A 14,498-nucleotide genomic window follows, 5' to 3' on the forward strand; every position below is an offset into this window, starting at 1 on the left:
CGGCCGGTCGTGTATTCGGGACAGCTGCTCTATCTCAGATCCTGGCTTAATACTGCAACGGCGTTTGGTGTGACTGGTGGCCAGGTTGGGGACATCGCGTCCCGGAGATCAGTGTTGTGCGGCGAACATGGCTTCGATCTCCTTGAGCACGAGGTCGGGACGGTCCGTCGGCACCTCGTGGGAAGTTCCCTTGGCAGTGACGAGCGTCCGGTTCGGCGCCTGCTGGACGAACGAGGCGGCGGCGTCACGCCAGCGCTGGGCGTCCTCAGGAGACTCGGCGAACGGAGTCCTCTCCGAAACCAAGACCGTTGCCGGCACCGAAGCCGGCCACGTCACCTTGTGGAATGCCTTGTGCGCTGCGGCGAAGCCCTCTGCTGTGGAGATCAACTGGCGGTTCTCCGGCTTCTCGGGGTCCTTCTTAGCCGCATCGACGTCCGGCTGCGTCCCGGCTACGAGACGGGGAATCTCCTCGTCCGTGAAGAACTGCGGGAGATTGGCGTCGACCAGGACCGCACCGGAGAGCATCTCCGGGTTGTCCTGGGCCAGGTAGTTCGCGATCTCCCCTGCCTGGGAGTGAGATACCAAGGTCACGTCCTTGGCGACGCCCAGTTGCTTGAGTCCCGCCTTGAGGTCGCTGACGGCGCTCCGAACCTTCCACGCGCCAGGCACCACCTCGCTCTTGCCGAGACCGGCCCGGTCATACGTGATGACGGTGGCACCGGTGGCCGCGTGAAGCTTGGGGGCGATGTCCTTCCACTGCGAGGAGTACTCACCGCCGCCCGAATCCAGGACGATGACAGAGTCGTTACCCTGCGTGACATAGAAGGCCAAACGGTGACCCCCGTTGTCGACCATGTGCAGCTCCGCTTCGGCCGCCTTGGCGGATCCCGGGGAGGCGGACGAGGTGGCCGTGGAGCTGGAGGCGGAACCATTGTCGCTGCAGGCAGTGATGCCACCGGCCCCCAGAGCCAGCAAGGCGAGGGAGGACAGAACACGGGACGTGGAACGGCTCATACGGGGGGTGCGGGACACGAGTGATCCTTCGACGGCTTGAGGCGCTGTGGTACCTGTCCGATCATTCGGGAACCTGGCTGCCCACGGAATCCGGCTGGCACGTCTGTTGTGGTGCTGGTGGTACCAGCGACGGTGGTGGGGTTACCCCCCTGGTCCTTCGTCGACCCGTGTCTGCTCACCGATGAAGCCTGCCGCGTGTCCGCTTGGCTGCGCGCGGTGGCCGCGGGGACAGTGGACGTCACCGAACCTGATGCAGAAGGTGAGCTGCCGCCGGACACGTGGTTCGTCGAGCCGGCCGTGGCTTTCAGCCCCACCCATCGAGTCGCAGGTGGGACTGCGGTGATTCGCGTTCCTCCGTCTCCCTGGAGGAGCGGCACCTCCGCGGCAAAAGGGTGACGACAGGGCTGACATCTACCAGTACGTCGTGGAGGTCAGGTTGGACGACCCAGCGCTGCTTCACATCGCTGACCAGTGGGACCTCCGACTGGCTTCCCTCCCGCCCCACGGCACCCTGAAGAAGATACTCCGGCCTACGCAGCAAGGTCGTCCTGGTAACCCAAAAGCCCGTCGTCTTTGGCGGAAGCATCCTGACCAACGCCGTCTTCGGCCTCCGCCACCTCGTGCGCGCGTCCCGCCTGGACGAACCCACCAGCGCCCTGGAGGAGCGCGGCCGGGACACGGTGGAGGAATCGGTCGCCGCCTCCGCGGCAGCCGCACCTTTCTGCTCGTCCCACACACGATCCCGCGCAGGTTGGAGCGGCTCTGCTGCCGCACGGTTCGGCTCGAGCACCCGGATATCACGGCTCGCACATCGACAGCCGCCTGAGCGGAAAACGCACAGAGCAGAAGAATGAACGAGACCGGGACCGGCCCGTCGTGGCGCAATCACGACGAACCGGGCCCGGCGTCGTCGGTTCCGCGATGAGACAGCCTGCTGGCCTACTTGGGCACATCAGGCCCCATGGAGGCGGCACTCTGCTTCGCCCTGCGACTTCGCACGGTGGAGGACGTTTTTCCCCACACGTCGACCGAAAGCGTGGAACTGAGCCTGGACGGCACCGAGGCGCGGGGTCGCCGCCCCGGGGCGAACGGGCCAGGACGGCGCGCGTTGATCTCGGGGAAAGACGCGCCAACCGCCCCGACCTCAGTCGCACACAACGCCGTTGGGCGGTCGTTGCTCAGCACACCCGATGGCCCGGCAGGTGACTGCGTACCACCGAAACGCGCCGTCACACGCCCGGCACGCTCCGCCACACGGTTAATACCGCGTCAATTCCCTTGGCATACGAATCGCTCTGATGGGTCAATTCGGTTGTCTGCAGCAATGGGTGACGGCCCATCGAGTTCATTCGGGCACGTCTCCCTCCTGGGACTGGACTCAGCCCGTCCGGACGGGCTTCCGCACATCCCCATCCGCCGGCGGCCGAACGTGTCGGCGTAAGCCGGTTCGGGGCGTTCGTGGATCGCCACACTCAGTCGCTGCTCGGAGAAGGCTTCCGAGCGAGAGGAACCCTCACGCCTATCAGTCCCAACCAAGGCTCCACCAGCGGCGGAACAACCGTCACCATCACAGGCGTGAACCTGTCCGGCGCCGTGGCGGTCCACTTCGGAACCCGGACGGCCACGATCACCTCGAACACCCCGACATCGATCTCCGTCATCGCCCCTGCGGGCTGCGGCGTCGTCGACGTGAACGTGACGACCGCGGGAGGGACGAGCAACTCGCTGTCCTTCTTCTACATCAGCCCACCCATCGTGGCATCCATCGCCCCGGACTCCGGTCCGGCCTCGGGCGGCAACACAGTCGCCATCAACGGCTTCGGCCTCTCCACAGCCACCACCGTGTCTTTCGGCTCCAACAGCGCAACCCCGACGGTCGTCTCGGACAGCCAGCTGTCGGTGGTCGTTCCGGCCGGCAGCTCCAGCGGTTCCATCGACGTCACCGTCACCACCACCGGGGGCACGACCGCTCCGCTCACCTACGCGTATGCCGACGCGCCGACTCTGATCTCGCTCACACCCACCTCCGGGGCGGCGTCCGGCGGCACCTCTGTGACCGTCAACGGCACCGGCCTGTCATCCACCACGGCCGTCACCTTCGACGGCATCACCGCGTCCTTCGCAGTGCTGAACAGCACCACGCTGGTGGCCATCACACCGCCCGGCACCGCAGGTTCCGTCGATGTCGTCGTGACCACCGAGGGCGGGAGCGCCACCGCCAGCGGCGGCTTCACCTACGTGTCCGGCCCCGGCATCTGACGGCCTCCCGGACATACAGCCGCGCACGGCCCCGGTGAGCTCCTGTCCACCGGGGCCGTGCCCAGCGGAAGCGGTGCGGGCTCACGCACGCCCGCCCGCACCTCTTCCGTGCCCCCAGCTCGCGGCCAAGCCAGGCCGACCACACTACTCCCTGGAGTCACCGTGGCCCCTCCCGTCCTCACCTCGGTCCTACCCAACACGGGTCCGGCGGCGGGCACCAATCCCGTGACCCTGAACGGCAGCCAGTTCACCGGCGCCATCGCCGTCACGTTCGGATCCGCGGCCGCCCTGTCGTACACGGTCAACACACCCTCGACGATCACGGCGACGGTCCCGCCCGGAACCGGAACGGTCAACGTCACCGTGCGCACACCCGGCGGCCTCAGCAACACGATCATCTACGCCTACGCACCCACTCCGGCTCTCAGCGCGATCACACCGAACCAGGGCCCGACGTCCGGCGGGACCAGCGTGGTCCTCACGGGTAGCGGCCTGACCGGGACCACCGCCGTCACGTTCGGCAGTACTCCGGCGACCTCGTACACAGTCAACTCCGCCACCCAGATCACCGCAGTCACACCGGCCGGCACCGAATCCGTCGCGTGCACCGTCACCGGTCCCGGCGGCACCAGCAACTCCGTCATCTACACCTATCTGACGGCGCCGGCTCTCACCGCTCTCTCGCCCGCGCAGGGGCCCACGGGCGCAGGCACCGCAGTGACCCTGACAGGCACCGGGCTGACCACGACATCCGCGGTCCGCTTCGGCACCGCACCGGCGGCCTTCACCGTGGTGTCGGACACGACTGCGATCGCGATCGCCCCGGCAGGTCCGGCGGGTTCGGTGCTGGTGAGCGTCACGACGTCGGGCGGCACCAGCAACTCGCTCGCCTACCAGCGCGTCGCACCTCCCGCGATCTAGCTGGTCGCATCGGCGTCATCGGCCCGCTCCACGGCTCACTCCAGCGCATTCGAGCGAGCCGATGACTCGGGTGGGGCCACCGGGACCCGCGCCTACCGCACGTGTCATCAAAACCGGCCTAAGGTCACGCTCCGAACGGTCAGGCGAACCCGCCTGACGACCAGACCGAGGAGGCCCTTCAGTGAAAGCGTGTCTTGCACGTAAGGTCGGACTTGTGGTTGCCGTAGCGGCGGCCACAGTGCTGCCCCTCGCTCCGTCGGCTGCAGCCGCCGATCCGTCGTCGACCACCGTCCAGGCCACGCCCTCCTCGGCCGCGACCGGACAGCTGGTGGCCCTCGACGCGACGGTGACCTGCAGCTCGGACCCGAGCGGTGGCCTCGGCGTGTCGTTCTTCGACGGCCCGGACCTCCTGGCGACCGCACCCGTCTCCGCAGACGGACGCTCCTCACTGACCACCGGTTTCACGACCACCGGAACCCACACCATCACCGCCGCCTACAACGGCGACGACAGTTGCGACGCTTCGAACGGCACCACCACTGTCACCGTGTCCCAGGCCCCGTCTCCCCCGGCCGACAATCCGGGCTGCCTGCTGTGCGGGCTGATCGACTTCCACGTCGGGGACGTCCGCAACGAGGTCAACGTCAACAGCCACAATGTGACGCGCATCCGCAAGTAATCCCCGCCCGCCCTGGACGCCGCAGTGGTGGCTGTGTCGGGAAGTGCTGGCGAGTGCGCGGGGCCGGGCTTCCACGTGCTTGTGTACGGCGTCGGTGTACGCCTCGATGAGCGGGTGTATCCCCGGGCTCCGTGGACAGCTCAGGCTGGAAGAGCGTGGTGATGAAGAAGGGGTGGTCGGCGGGCTTGATGGCCCGCGGAGCGCCCTCGGAGTCCCCAGCCGCTGATGACCAGGTCGCTGCGCTCGATGGTATCGGCGAAGTCCGGGTTCAGGCCGTACTGGCAGTGGAACGTCTCCGTGGTGGCGCCGGCGTAGACGCCGGAAAGCCGGGTCCCGTCCCCGAGGTGGAGCGATGCCTGCTGGCCTTTGAGAGACAGCAGACCAACGGGATGATCACCGGGGTGGGGGTGTCGGCGTCGTTCGGACGCCTGCTCTGGGCCTCACCTGCCCTGCCGGGTGCCGTCCACGACAGTGGGGCCACACGCACCCACGGCATCATCGATGCTCCCACCCGAGCCGGCATCCGGACGTGGGCCGACAAGGGACATCAGGGAGCTCGGGGGACGATCCGGGTGCCTTACCGGGGCCGCTGGAGCACGCTCCCAGCGGCTCATGTGCGGCTTACTGATCGTTTCAAAGCGAGTTGAGCTGCCGGTCTCGCAATCGCCAATCTTGGTCGGCAGGGTGTCGGGACGCATGTTGATCTTGTTCCTGACGACCCGCGGGAGCGTGCGGCCGCTGCTGCCACCCTCTCCCGGCCGACGCCACCGACATCATGTGCGTGCTGCGGACCGAGTGCGGTGTCCGGCCACGCCTGCATGCCGCCCTGTCGGCCGAACTGCGCCACGTGGACCGTTGGGCCTGGACGACTGTGCCGTGGACGGCTCGCTCATCCGGACACTCGAAGACATCTCAACCTGAAACGGCCCGTCTGCGGCCGTGCGAGAAATCGGCGTCGGCTCGTCGGCCGGGTCAGCGTCCCTGTCGGGGCCCACGCTTCGGGTCGGCGGCCCCCACGGACGCCCGCCGCACGCAGGTCCATGAGCTCACCTGGGTGACCGACGGCAGGTGACATGCCGCCGATGGCGCAATGGAGCCGTGGGCTGCCGGGCTGGGTCACGCTGTGGGCGTTCGGCCGCTGTCACGTCGGGATCCCGCGGGTGTCCGGTGCGGCAGGTTTCGCCGGACCGCTGTTGCACAAGAGGCGAAGGGCGTCGTGAAACACTCCGGGATCGACTACGAGGCGGTTTTCCAGGCCCTGCCGGCCGCGGCGGCCCTGCTCACCACCGACCTGGTGTACGCAGACGTCAACGAGGCGTATCTGCGCGCGTCGGGGCGCACCCGTGGCCAGATCGTCGGCCGCTACATGTTCGATGTATTCCCGGACAACCCCAACGATCATGCCGCTACCGGCACGCGCAACCTGCAGGCGTCGCTGCTACGGGTGGCGGCCACCGGGGAGCGCGACGCCATGGCTCTGCAGCGCTACGACGTCGAGGACCCCGATCGTCCCGGCCGGTGGGAGGAGCGGTACTGGAGCCCGGTCAACGCCCCGGTCGTCGACGCGGACGGGCGGGTGACGCTGGTGCTGCACCGGGTGGAGGAGGTCACCGAACTGCTCCACGCCCGTAGCGGGCGCTTCGGCGGGGACCGGACCAGGGCCCTGGAGGCCGAGCTGTACACCCGCGCCCGGGAGCTCCAGGAGGTCAACGAGCGGCTGCGCCGGGCCCACGCCCGCGAACGCGAGGTCGCCCTGAGCCTGCAGTCCGCGATGCTCCCCGCGCCCGGGCCGCTGGGCCGCCGCGGCGCTGTGCGCTACCAGCCCGCAGTCGGGTCGCTGAACGTGTGCGGCGACTGGTTCGATCTGGCCGAACTGCCCGGCGGCTGTTTCGCGGTCGCGGTGGGCGACGTCGTCGGCCACGGCCTGACCGCGGCAGGCGTCATGGGTCAGCTCCGCAGTGCGCTCAGCGCAGCCGTCCGTGTGGCCGACGGCCCCGCGGCGGCCCTCGACGCGCTCGGCCTCTACGCCCGCTCGGTGGAGGGTGCCGAGTCCACCACCGCTTTGCAGACGGTGATCGACTGTGACAACCGCACCGTGACCTACAGCAGCGCCGGCCACCCCCCGCCCGCCCTGCTGCACGCCGACGGGGCAGTCGAGTTCCTCGACCGGGCCACCGACCCGCCGCTCGGCGCCCGCTTCGAGCACGTTCCGAGAGTCCAGGCCGAAGCGGCCTTCTCCGAGGGCGCAGCCCTCGTTCTCTACACCGACGGCCTGATCGAACGCCGCCACGAGGACATCGACACCGGCATGAACCGGCTCGCCGACTGCCTCGGTCGGCACGGAGAGGCGGATGCGGAGACCCTCGCGGACGCCCTGCTGGCGGAACTGATCCCCCCGGGTGGCAACACGGACGACACCGCCTTGGTCGTCGTCCGCCTGTGACCGAGCGCGCGCGGCAGCGTCCCGGACCTGCCCGCACACCCGGTGACGTGGCCTTGCGCGACGGGCCTCAGGGACGGCAGGCATCGGAGAGGGTGGAGTGGCAGGCACGATACCCCGAAGTGATCAGCTGGCGTAGACACTCTGATGCTCACCGGTCTCGTGCCGGTGCTGCTTGCCCGTCAACTCCCACTGGAGCGGGCGTTCTACGCGATTCCGGCCCTTGCGACCGCCCTGCAGCTACCAGTGCTGGCAGCGCAGGAAGCAGGGCGTGCCATGACCGGTCCGGGGTGGTCGCCCGACAGGAGCCGTGCCGGGCGGCGGCAGCTATCGATGGCGGCATCGGCGGCCTGCTCGGTCACGTCTCGCTGGCGGGGCAGGGTCAGGTCGCTGGGCGTCTCCCTCACGGTGGTCGCCGTCGCTGATGCGACGGCGTCGGAGCAATTGGTCATGAGGGGCCACCGAGGGCTGTGGCCTGGTGTCCGCGGGAAGGCGCGCGAGCCGCCGCTCGTGCAGGGACGTCACTGTTTGGTTTCGGTCGCGGTGGCGCGGGCCAGCAGGTGTCCCTCGGGGGCAGTGGGGACCTGCATCCGCGGCCACATATGGCGGACGATCACGTCCCGAAAGCCGTGCGCGGCGCTTGACCGGCCAAGCTTTCCAGGAAGCCGTTCCGGCGCGGCTTCTCGAGCCGCCGCCGAACGAAGCAATCAGGCCTCAGCCGGGAAGTGCGCGAGGAGCCGCTCTCGCTGGCGGGTTCCAAGACCCTGAATGCGGCGGGTCTCCGAGATGCCGAACTCGCTGAGGATCTGGCTAGCACGGATCTTCCCGATGCTGGGCAGTGCCTCCAGGCGGCGGCGCACGGGACTCCCGGCTACGACGGGATCGTCCCGCCTCAGGACATCATGCAGTGTGACCTGACAAGCAGCTCAAACGGGCCTTCTTCCTCCGCGTTCGCCGCCCTGGCCGACCCCGCCTCCCGCACCTGCTACGACAAGGAAGATCAGCCAGGGCGAGCACCACACCCAAGCCCTCCGCTGCCTCACGAGACGATAGACCGACCTGCACTTCGCGATGCTCCGCGACGGCACCTCCCTACGACCCTCAACCCGCCCCATCAGCTTGACCAAACCCGGGTCCCCCATAACGGAGCATGCGCCGAGTGCAAGGACCGACTCGACACGGCGTAAGCCGACTCGTCTCCCCTCTGACCAGGCGGCCGTAGGCGGGAGAATTTTCGACTGCCGTGCCGCTCACGGCCGGTTCCACCCCTTCCACGACAGGGCCTCAGCGCCGTCCTGCCCGGAGCGGCACCGCAGGAAGGCAGGCCGATGACAGACGAATACAATCGGGCTCATGTCGAAGCATGACGCGCTGCTTGTTGACGTTGCCGCCCTGGTGGAGTCCGGGCGCAGCAATCAGATGCCTCTGACCGTGGTTGCCGGTGGTGCTGTCATCACGGGCCGCCTGGCTCCCGAAGCCGTCTGGAGGCAGCGGGTGTCGGAGGTCCTTGCGGACTCGGCCCGCCTGAGTGACTTTTCTTCCATGTTCACCGCCGCTGCATCCGAGGAAGGGCCGCCTACGCATCTGCACTTCCACGTGGCTCGGATTCTGCAGGGCACGGTGGGGATCCCCGAGACGGGCGGGATGTACCGGGTCGCGATCGAGGACGTCAGTGCCTGGACGATGGGTGACTTCAGCTACTCCGACCACTGACCCACTGCCGTGCCGGGACACCTCGATACGTGGTGAGGGTCCGGCCGGGGTGCGTCGCCCGGACCCTCACCGCCGCGTACCGGCGGCTCGCATCTGTCCGTCGGTCAGGCAGCCACAGGGGCGCCGAGCATCGCGGAAGCCCGCTGCAACGGGCTGAGAATCCGGGTGGGGGCGGTGGCCGGGACTGGACCGCGGCAGGTGAAGCCGAGCTGGGTCATGGCCCGCAGGACTTCTCCGGCGCTGAAGTCGCGGCGGTCCTGGCGTGTGATGACCTGTCCGACCTGTTTGACGGGGTAGGTGCGTCGGCCGATGATCACGGACTCGCCGGAAGCGTGCTCGGGCTTGATGCCCTTCATCGATTCCAGGACGCCGCTCCTGGTCAGGTCGAACGGGAAGCGGGCGATGACACAGCGCATGATGCCTCACAGGAAGAGGAACGAAGAAGGAGTGGTTCTGCCCGGGGCCGGGACGGCTCAGCGGACGAGGGCGAGGACGCCCAGGGCACTGCCGTGTTCGTCGACCACAGGCAGGGCATCGACGTCGCTGTGGCGCATCATGTGCCTGGCTTCGGCCATGGTGGACACGGGCGAGGTGAACGGCCCTCGGTCGCCGAGGATGTCCCGCAGCTGGACCCTGTCCGAGTACGCGGAGCTGTCACGAACTGCTGCGAGCCGTGACTGGGTGACCAGCCCGGTGCACAGGCCGCTGTCGTCGCAGACCAGTAGATGCCCGGTGAGGGCACTGGCCATGACGGACAGGGCCACCTCGACGGTCATGTCGTCACAGACCTGCGGCCCGGCGGTCTCCATCGCGTCGGCCACCGTCCTGCCTGCCGCTGTGACTTCGGTCGAGCCGGGCTGCATCTGAACCAGCGTCAAAAGGTGCCTCCTGCACAGTTGGGTCAGCTTCCGGATCAGGACGTTCTCAGGCAGCCGCGTCGAAGGATGCCTGATGCGCGGTCACGCGCCGGGCCGCCGAGGTGGGGCTGCGCCGACCGCGTGAGGGCGCGCTGCGCCGGCGCCGCTCGACCACCGGCGCGGTGATCGTCACTGGAATGCCGGATGGGGCCTGGGCGCCGGTGATGCGGCCGAGTGCCTCTTCGCCGGAGCGGACCTGGGTGGTCTGGGGCACGATGCCGGCGGCGGTCATGAGCCGGGTCATGTCTCGGCGCTGGTTGGGGGTGACGAGGGTGACGACGCTGCCGGACTCCCCGGCCCGCGCGGTGCGGCCACCGCGGTGGAGGTAGTCCTTGTGATCGGTCGGCGGGTCCACGTTGACGACGAGGTCGAGGTTGTCGACGTGGATGCCGCGGGCGGCGACGTTCGTGGCCACGAGAACGGTGACGTGCCCTGTCTTGAACTGGGTCAGGGTCCGGGTGCGCTGCGACTGCGCCTTCCCGCCGTGCAGAGCGGCGGCCCTCACACCGCTGGCCAGCAGGTGGTCGGTGAGCTTGTCCACGGCCCGCTTGGTGTCCAGGAACATGATCACCCGGCCGTCGCGGGCTGCGATCTCGGTGGTCGTACGGTTCTTGTCCGCGCCGTGGACGTGGAGCACGTGATGCTCCATCGTGGTGACCGCACCGGCGGAGGGGTCGACGGAGTGGACGACCGGGTCGGTGAGGTAGCGGCGGACCAAGCGGTCGACGTTACGGTCCAGGGTGGCGGAGAACAGCATCCGCTGGCCCTCGGGGCGGACCTGGTCCAGCAGCGCGGTGACCTGGGGCATGAAACCCATGTCAGCCATCTGGTCGGCCTCGTCCAGCACAGTGATCGCGACCTGGTCGAGTTGACAGTCACCCCGGTCGATGAGGTCCTTGAGCCGGCCAGGCGTCGCCACGACGACCTCGGCACCACCGCGCAGCGCGTTGGCCTGCCGGCCGATGGACATGCCGCCGACGACGGTGGCCATGCGCAGCCTCACCGAGCGGGCGTACGGCGCCAGGGCGTCGGTCACCTGCTGGGCCAGCTCACGCGTCGGCACGAGGACCAGGGCCAACGGCTGCCGGGGCTCGGCACGCTGACCGGCGGTGCGGGCCAGCAGAGCCAGGCCGAAGGCGAGGGTCTTGCCGGAGCCGGTACGCCCACGTCCCAGGGCGTCGCGGCCCGCGAGGGTGTTGGGCAGGGTCGCCCCCTGGATCGGGAACGGAACGCTCACCCCCTGGGCGGTCAGCGCCGCCATCAACTGCCCCGGCATGTCGAGGTGGGCAAACGCCTCGACGGCAGGCAGGGCGGGAGTGACCGTGACCGGCAGAGCGAACTCGCCCTGAACCGCGGCAGGCCGCCGCCCATTGCCGGCCGAGCGGCCCGAACCGCCGGAACGCGCCGGGGCAGCGGAACGGGTCGAGGCGGTCGAGCTGAAGCGGCTACCGCCCCGGCCGGAGTCGGTGGCACGGCTGCGGGAAGAGCGATTGTTCGTACGTGTGGGGTTCATTCAGAACCTTCCTTGATACGGCACGTATCAAGGAATTCTCGCAGCGGAAGAACAGCGCGGGGAATCACAAGAACGAGCCGAGCGGAATGAGAAATAAAATGAGACCTGCGTTTCCCCTGAAGCGGGATGCAGACCATGAAATGAGTGACGCCATATCGGCGAGGCATCCAGTTCCACCGATAAGTGGAACTCGGAAGGAGTGGGGATCGAGAAGGCTTGCGGGCGGCGGTTTTTACCGCAGGTGGAACCACTCGCGGAGGGTGCCCGGAGGTGGGTCCGCACCCCGAAGGATGCGGGCCTCAGCTACGACGTGCGCGTCAGCGTCAGGCGGGGACGATGTTCTCGGCCGTCGGGCCCTTCTGGCTCGGTGCGATGTCGAAGGTGACTTTTTGGCCTTCGAGCAACTCGCGGAAACCCTGAGCGGCGATGTTTGAGAAGTGGGCGAACACGTCAGCGCCGCCACCGTCCTGCTCGATGAAGCCAAAACCCTTGGCCGCGTTGAACCACTTCACAGTGCCTGACGCCATATCATATCTCCTTAGGGGGGCAGGTACGTCGGAATCCGTGATGCACGGATTCCGCGTCGCCGCGATGATGCCCCGCCCGGAGAAGAAACCGGAAATACAATGAAGTTTCCGCTGGCCAAAGATACCACGCAGAAGCTTGAAGTTTTGGGAACCACAACTGCAACCGAGATCGACAGTAGCATGCCGTAATGGTCCGCGTACGATAAATAATTCCACTCTCTTCGCCGCGGTAAGAACACTCCCGGCGCGGCGCAGTGAACCCTCACGCCGTGGCCATAGATATCGACCATCCCCGAGCGCAGCGTTGCAGGAAAGACGCGTACCTTCACAGCGCGGGATACCGACCCCACGGATGCAGGTCCGCCCGTCAGAACGGGGAGTCAGGGAAGGCGCACCTGTTGCCCAACAGCCCAGTGGCACGGCCGACGGTCGTGGGCTGGGGCTGCGCGGCCCGCGATCTCGGCACACAGCACGGCCTGACCAGGCTGGAGCTCACGGTGGCCCGAAGGGCACATCACGAGCTGGGCGGTACGCGTCCGGGAAGCTGCCCTTGGCTCTGCAGGCGAAGCCCTCACTGTGTTGAAGCCTCCCCGCGGACGCCGCCCCGGCCAACCGATGGACTTCTTGCCTGGAGAGGCTGCGGCACGACAGAGTACTCACGCCGAGGACGAGGGCGCCCTTCCGGGCACGGCAACGGCAGGGGAACGACCATCGAGGGCACTTCCGGCAGGCAGGTTCGACACCTGCCGGTTTCCCGATGGACGGGCAGGACTTCAGGCCGAGGTCGGCGTGCCGGGCGGCTTGGTCCCTCGGTGGTGTTCGGCGTTGATGCGCTGGGCTTCCTCGAGCTGGTCTTCGAGGATGACGATGCGGCAGGCCGCCTCGATCGGAGACCCGGCGTCGACGAGTTCGCGGGCGCGGGCGGCGATGCGCAGCTGGTAGCGGGAGTAGCGGCGGTGGCCCCCCGGCGAACGCAGGGGTGTGATGAGGCGGGCCTCGCCGATGGCGCGGAGGAAGCCTTGGGTGGTGTGGAGCATGTCGGCGGCCCGGCCCATGGTGTAGGCGGGGTAGTCGTCGTCGTCGAGACGGCTGAAGGAGTCGTCTGCTGTCACTTGCACCTCTCTTGTGGAACACGCTGGAGGGGCCCCGGTGCCAAGTGGCACCGGGGCCCCGAAGGAACTGCTACACCATCTGCCGGCTCTGGTCCTGCGCCGGCCTTCTGTTTCCGCGAACCCGACCTGAACGCTGTGGCCGGGGGTGCGGGGATCGCGGTTGCTTGACCGGAGACCACCTCACTATCGATGTCCTGCGGTACCCGGACCGGCGTGGCGTCCGGGCGATCCTGATGGCGCCTGGTTCCTCCGTTCATCCCTCTGGGATCACTACCGGTACTGCGAACTGTGATGCCCGCTACTCAGTGGCCTGCGACAGCGCCGCATTCTCCGGCAGCCAGCCCCGTTGCCCGTCCTTCGTCTGCTCTGGCTTGGAACCCCACTGCCGAACCTCTCGATGCGCGCGCCCGCAGCCGACGCCTTCACCGAGGTACCACTCACGTACTGCACTGCTACTGCGTTAACCGCGGTCCTGCTCACGGCGGCCCCTGATCACTGCGGACCGCCCGGTCCGGTCGCCAGTCCCGTCGCCGTCCTGCACAAACTCCGGCCTCGAAACTCCGCCACCGCACCGTCCTGCGAACTGCAACTACCTGCGCTGCTGCCAGGCAGTTCCTCCCTGCCCGGCTCTGCTGTCCCTCTGGCTACAAGAGAAACCATAACCACACCACCACCCAATGTCTACCCTGACCGTCATAGATTTTCGCGTGCTCGGCAAGGAGGAAACCGACCTTGGCCAGTGACGCCGCAGCGTTCGCCGGACCAGGGGCTGGGCAGAAGCACTGTCCAGGCCGAACCAACTACGCCGAAGCAGAGAGCCTGTGGCCTGATGAGCGCGATGAGCCTCACCGTCACACCCGCCCACGCAGCGGCATCCGTCGCCGAAGCACGCGACAGCACCCGGACCTTCCTCCAGCGACTCCTGCGTCCGATCCCGTCAGAGACCGCCGACAGCGTGATCCTGGTCGTCTCGGAGCTCGTCACCAACGCCCTGCGCCACGGCGGCGGCACCTTCACACTGGACCTGAACGCGCACCCGGCCGACATCGAGGTGGCCGTGCACGACCGCAGCCCTCAGAGCCCCCGCATGCGCGCCCCCGATGTGGACGGCGCCACCGGAGGCTTCGGCTGGCCTATGGTCAACCGCCTCGCCCGCACCACAGCGGTCACCCGTCGGCCGTCCGGCGGCAAGACCCTCACCACTCTCATCGCCCGATAAGGCAGGCCCGGCAAGGCCGGCCCGAGCTTGGCGCTTTGCTGGAAGATGCTCAGCGCACAGCTCCCCGGAGGTGGGGCTCCGGGCGAGACAACGGGTGATGCTCAGCCAAGGGCTGTCTCCGGTCCCACCACAGCAACGGGCCACCATCAGCGGCGTTCAAAGCCGCCCAGACCACCCAGCCGCC

At 68.2% G+C, this 14,498-nt stretch carries 13 protein-coding genes and 1 pseudogene; 7 read left to right on the forward strand and 7 right to left on the reverse strand.

Annotated elements, in window-relative coordinates; genetic code table 11:
- Positions 1-108 precede the first annotated feature (108 nt).
- Complete coding sequence (locus ACIRJR_RS13960; protein ID WP_403778841.1) at positions 109-1,032, reverse strand: alpha/beta fold hydrolase; 924 nt, start codon at positions 1,030-1,032, stop codon at positions 109-111.
- A 1,461-nt stretch (positions 1,033-2,493) separates the two neighbouring features.
- Here ACIRJR_RS13960 and ACIRJR_RS13965 point away from each other — a divergent pair.
- The 5 genes and pseudogenes from ACIRJR_RS13965 to ACIRJR_RS13985 all read left to right on the forward strand — a co-directional run bounded on the left by ACIRJR_RS13965 (position 2,494) and on the right by ACIRJR_RS13985 (position 7,316).
- Positions 2,494-3,273, forward strand: a complete 780-nt coding sequence (locus tag ACIRJR_RS13965) for an IPT/TIG domain-containing protein (protein WP_403780295.1) — start codon at positions 2,494-2,496, stop codon at positions 3,271-3,273.
- A 162-nt stretch (positions 3,274-3,435) separates the two neighbouring features.
- Positions 3,436-4,194, forward strand: a complete 759-nt coding sequence (locus tag ACIRJR_RS13970) for an IPT/TIG domain-containing protein (protein WP_403778844.1) — start codon at positions 3,436-3,438, stop codon at positions 4,192-4,194.
- Positions 4,195-4,408: 214 nt separating this feature from the next.
- A complete protein-coding gene (locus ACIRJR_RS13975; RefSeq protein ID WP_403778847.1) occupies positions 4,409-4,873 on the forward strand; it encodes an Ig-like domain repeat protein in 465 nt (154 codons plus the stop codon).
- Positions 4,874-5,061: 188 nt separating this feature from the next.
- Positions 5,062-5,481 (forward strand): annotated as a pseudogene (locus ACIRJR_RS13980) (transposase family protein); the annotation flags it as partial.
- A 608-nt stretch (positions 5,482-6,089) separates the two neighbouring features.
- Positions 6,090-7,316, forward strand: a complete 1,227-nt coding sequence (locus ACIRJR_RS13985; RefSeq protein ID WP_403778850.1) for a PP2C family protein-serine/threonine phosphatase — start codon at positions 6,090-6,092, stop codon at positions 7,314-7,316.
- A gap of 704 nt (positions 7,317-8,020) precedes the next feature.
- Here the strand turns inward: ACIRJR_RS13985 and mihF are convergent.
- Positions 8,021-8,221: an integration host factor, actinobacterial type gene (gene mihF / locus ACIRJR_RS13990; RefSeq protein WP_403780298.1), complete on the reverse strand. Its 201-nt coding sequence runs from the start codon at positions 8,219-8,221 to the stop codon at positions 8,021-8,023.
- 445 nt (positions 8,222-8,666) lie between these two features.
- Here mihF and ACIRJR_RS13995 point away from each other — a divergent pair, with 445 nt between their 5' ends.
- Entirely contained in the window at positions 8,667-9,026 is a 360-nt protein-coding gene (locus tag ACIRJR_RS13995; RefSeq protein WP_403778853.1) for a hypothetical protein, read from the forward strand.
- Positions 9,027-9,130: 104 nt separating this feature from the next.
- On the opposite strand, the gene ACIRJR_RS14000 is transcribed toward ACIRJR_RS13995, so the two are convergent.
- From ACIRJR_RS14000 to ACIRJR_RS14020, 5 genes are all read right to left on the reverse strand, one after another.
- Positions 9,131-9,442, reverse strand: coding sequence for an SCO5918 family protein (locus tag ACIRJR_RS14000; RefSeq protein ID WP_403778856.1), 312 nt, complete (start codon positions 9,440-9,442; stop codon positions 9,131-9,133).
- 57 nt (positions 9,443-9,499) lie between these two features.
- Positions 9,500-9,904 carry a CBS domain-containing protein gene (locus tag ACIRJR_RS14005; protein ID WP_403778859.1) on the reverse strand — a complete coding sequence of 135 codons (405 nt, stop codon included), beginning with the start codon at positions 9,902-9,904 and terminating at the stop codon, positions 9,500-9,502.
- Between the two features lie 46 nt (positions 9,905-9,950).
- Entirely contained in the window at positions 9,951-11,456 is a 1,506-nt protein-coding gene (locus tag ACIRJR_RS14010; protein ID WP_403778862.1) for a DEAD/DEAH box helicase, read from the reverse strand.
- A 323-nt stretch (positions 11,457-11,779) separates the two neighbouring features.
- On the reverse strand, positions 11,780-11,983 hold the full coding sequence (locus ACIRJR_RS14015; protein WP_056786685.1) for a cold-shock protein: 204 nt from the start codon (positions 11,981-11,983) through the stop codon (positions 11,780-11,782).
- A 773-nt stretch (positions 11,984-12,756) separates the two neighbouring features.
- Complete coding sequence (locus ACIRJR_RS14020) at positions 12,757-13,095, reverse strand: MerR family transcriptional regulator (protein WP_403778866.1); 339 nt, start codon at positions 13,093-13,095, stop codon at positions 12,757-12,759.
- An 829-nt stretch (positions 13,096-13,924) separates the two neighbouring features.
- Between ACIRJR_RS14020 and ACIRJR_RS14025 the strand changes: the two genes are divergently transcribed.
- Complete coding sequence (locus ACIRJR_RS14025; RefSeq protein ID WP_403778869.1) at positions 13,925-14,314, forward strand: ATP-binding protein; 390 nt, start codon at positions 13,925-13,927, stop codon at positions 14,312-14,314.
- The last annotated feature ends 184 nt before the right edge of the window (positions 14,315-14,498 follow it).

This window comes from Streptomyces sp. NPDC102402 (assembly GCF_044765765.1).
Classification (GTDB): Bacteria; Actinomycetota; Actinomycetes; order Streptomycetales; family Streptomycetaceae; genus Streptomyces.

What these genes read in the sequence shown, in the direction of transcription:
- ACIRJR_RS13995 (WP_403778853.1), top strand. Translation starts at nt 8,667, where the DNA reads ATGTCGAAGCATGACGCGCTGCTTGTTGACGTTGCCGCCCTGGTGGAG.
- ACIRJR_RS14000 (WP_403778856.1), bottom strand. Translation starts at nt 9,442, where the DNA reads ATGCGCTGTGTCATCGCCCGCTTCCCGTTCGACCTGACCAGGAGCGGC.
- ACIRJR_RS14015 (WP_056786685.1), bottom strand. Translation starts at nt 11,983, where the DNA reads ATGGCGTCAGGCACTGTGAAGTGGTTCAACGCGGCCAAGGGTTTTGGC.
- ACIRJR_RS14025 (WP_403778869.1), top strand. Translation starts at nt 13,925, where the DNA reads ATGAGCGCGATGAGCCTCACCGTCACACCCGCCCACGCAGCGGCATCC.
- ACIRJR_RS14010 (WP_403778862.1), bottom strand. Translation starts at nt 11,456, where the DNA reads ATGAACCCCACACGTACGAACAATCGCTCTTCCCGCAGCCGTGCCACC.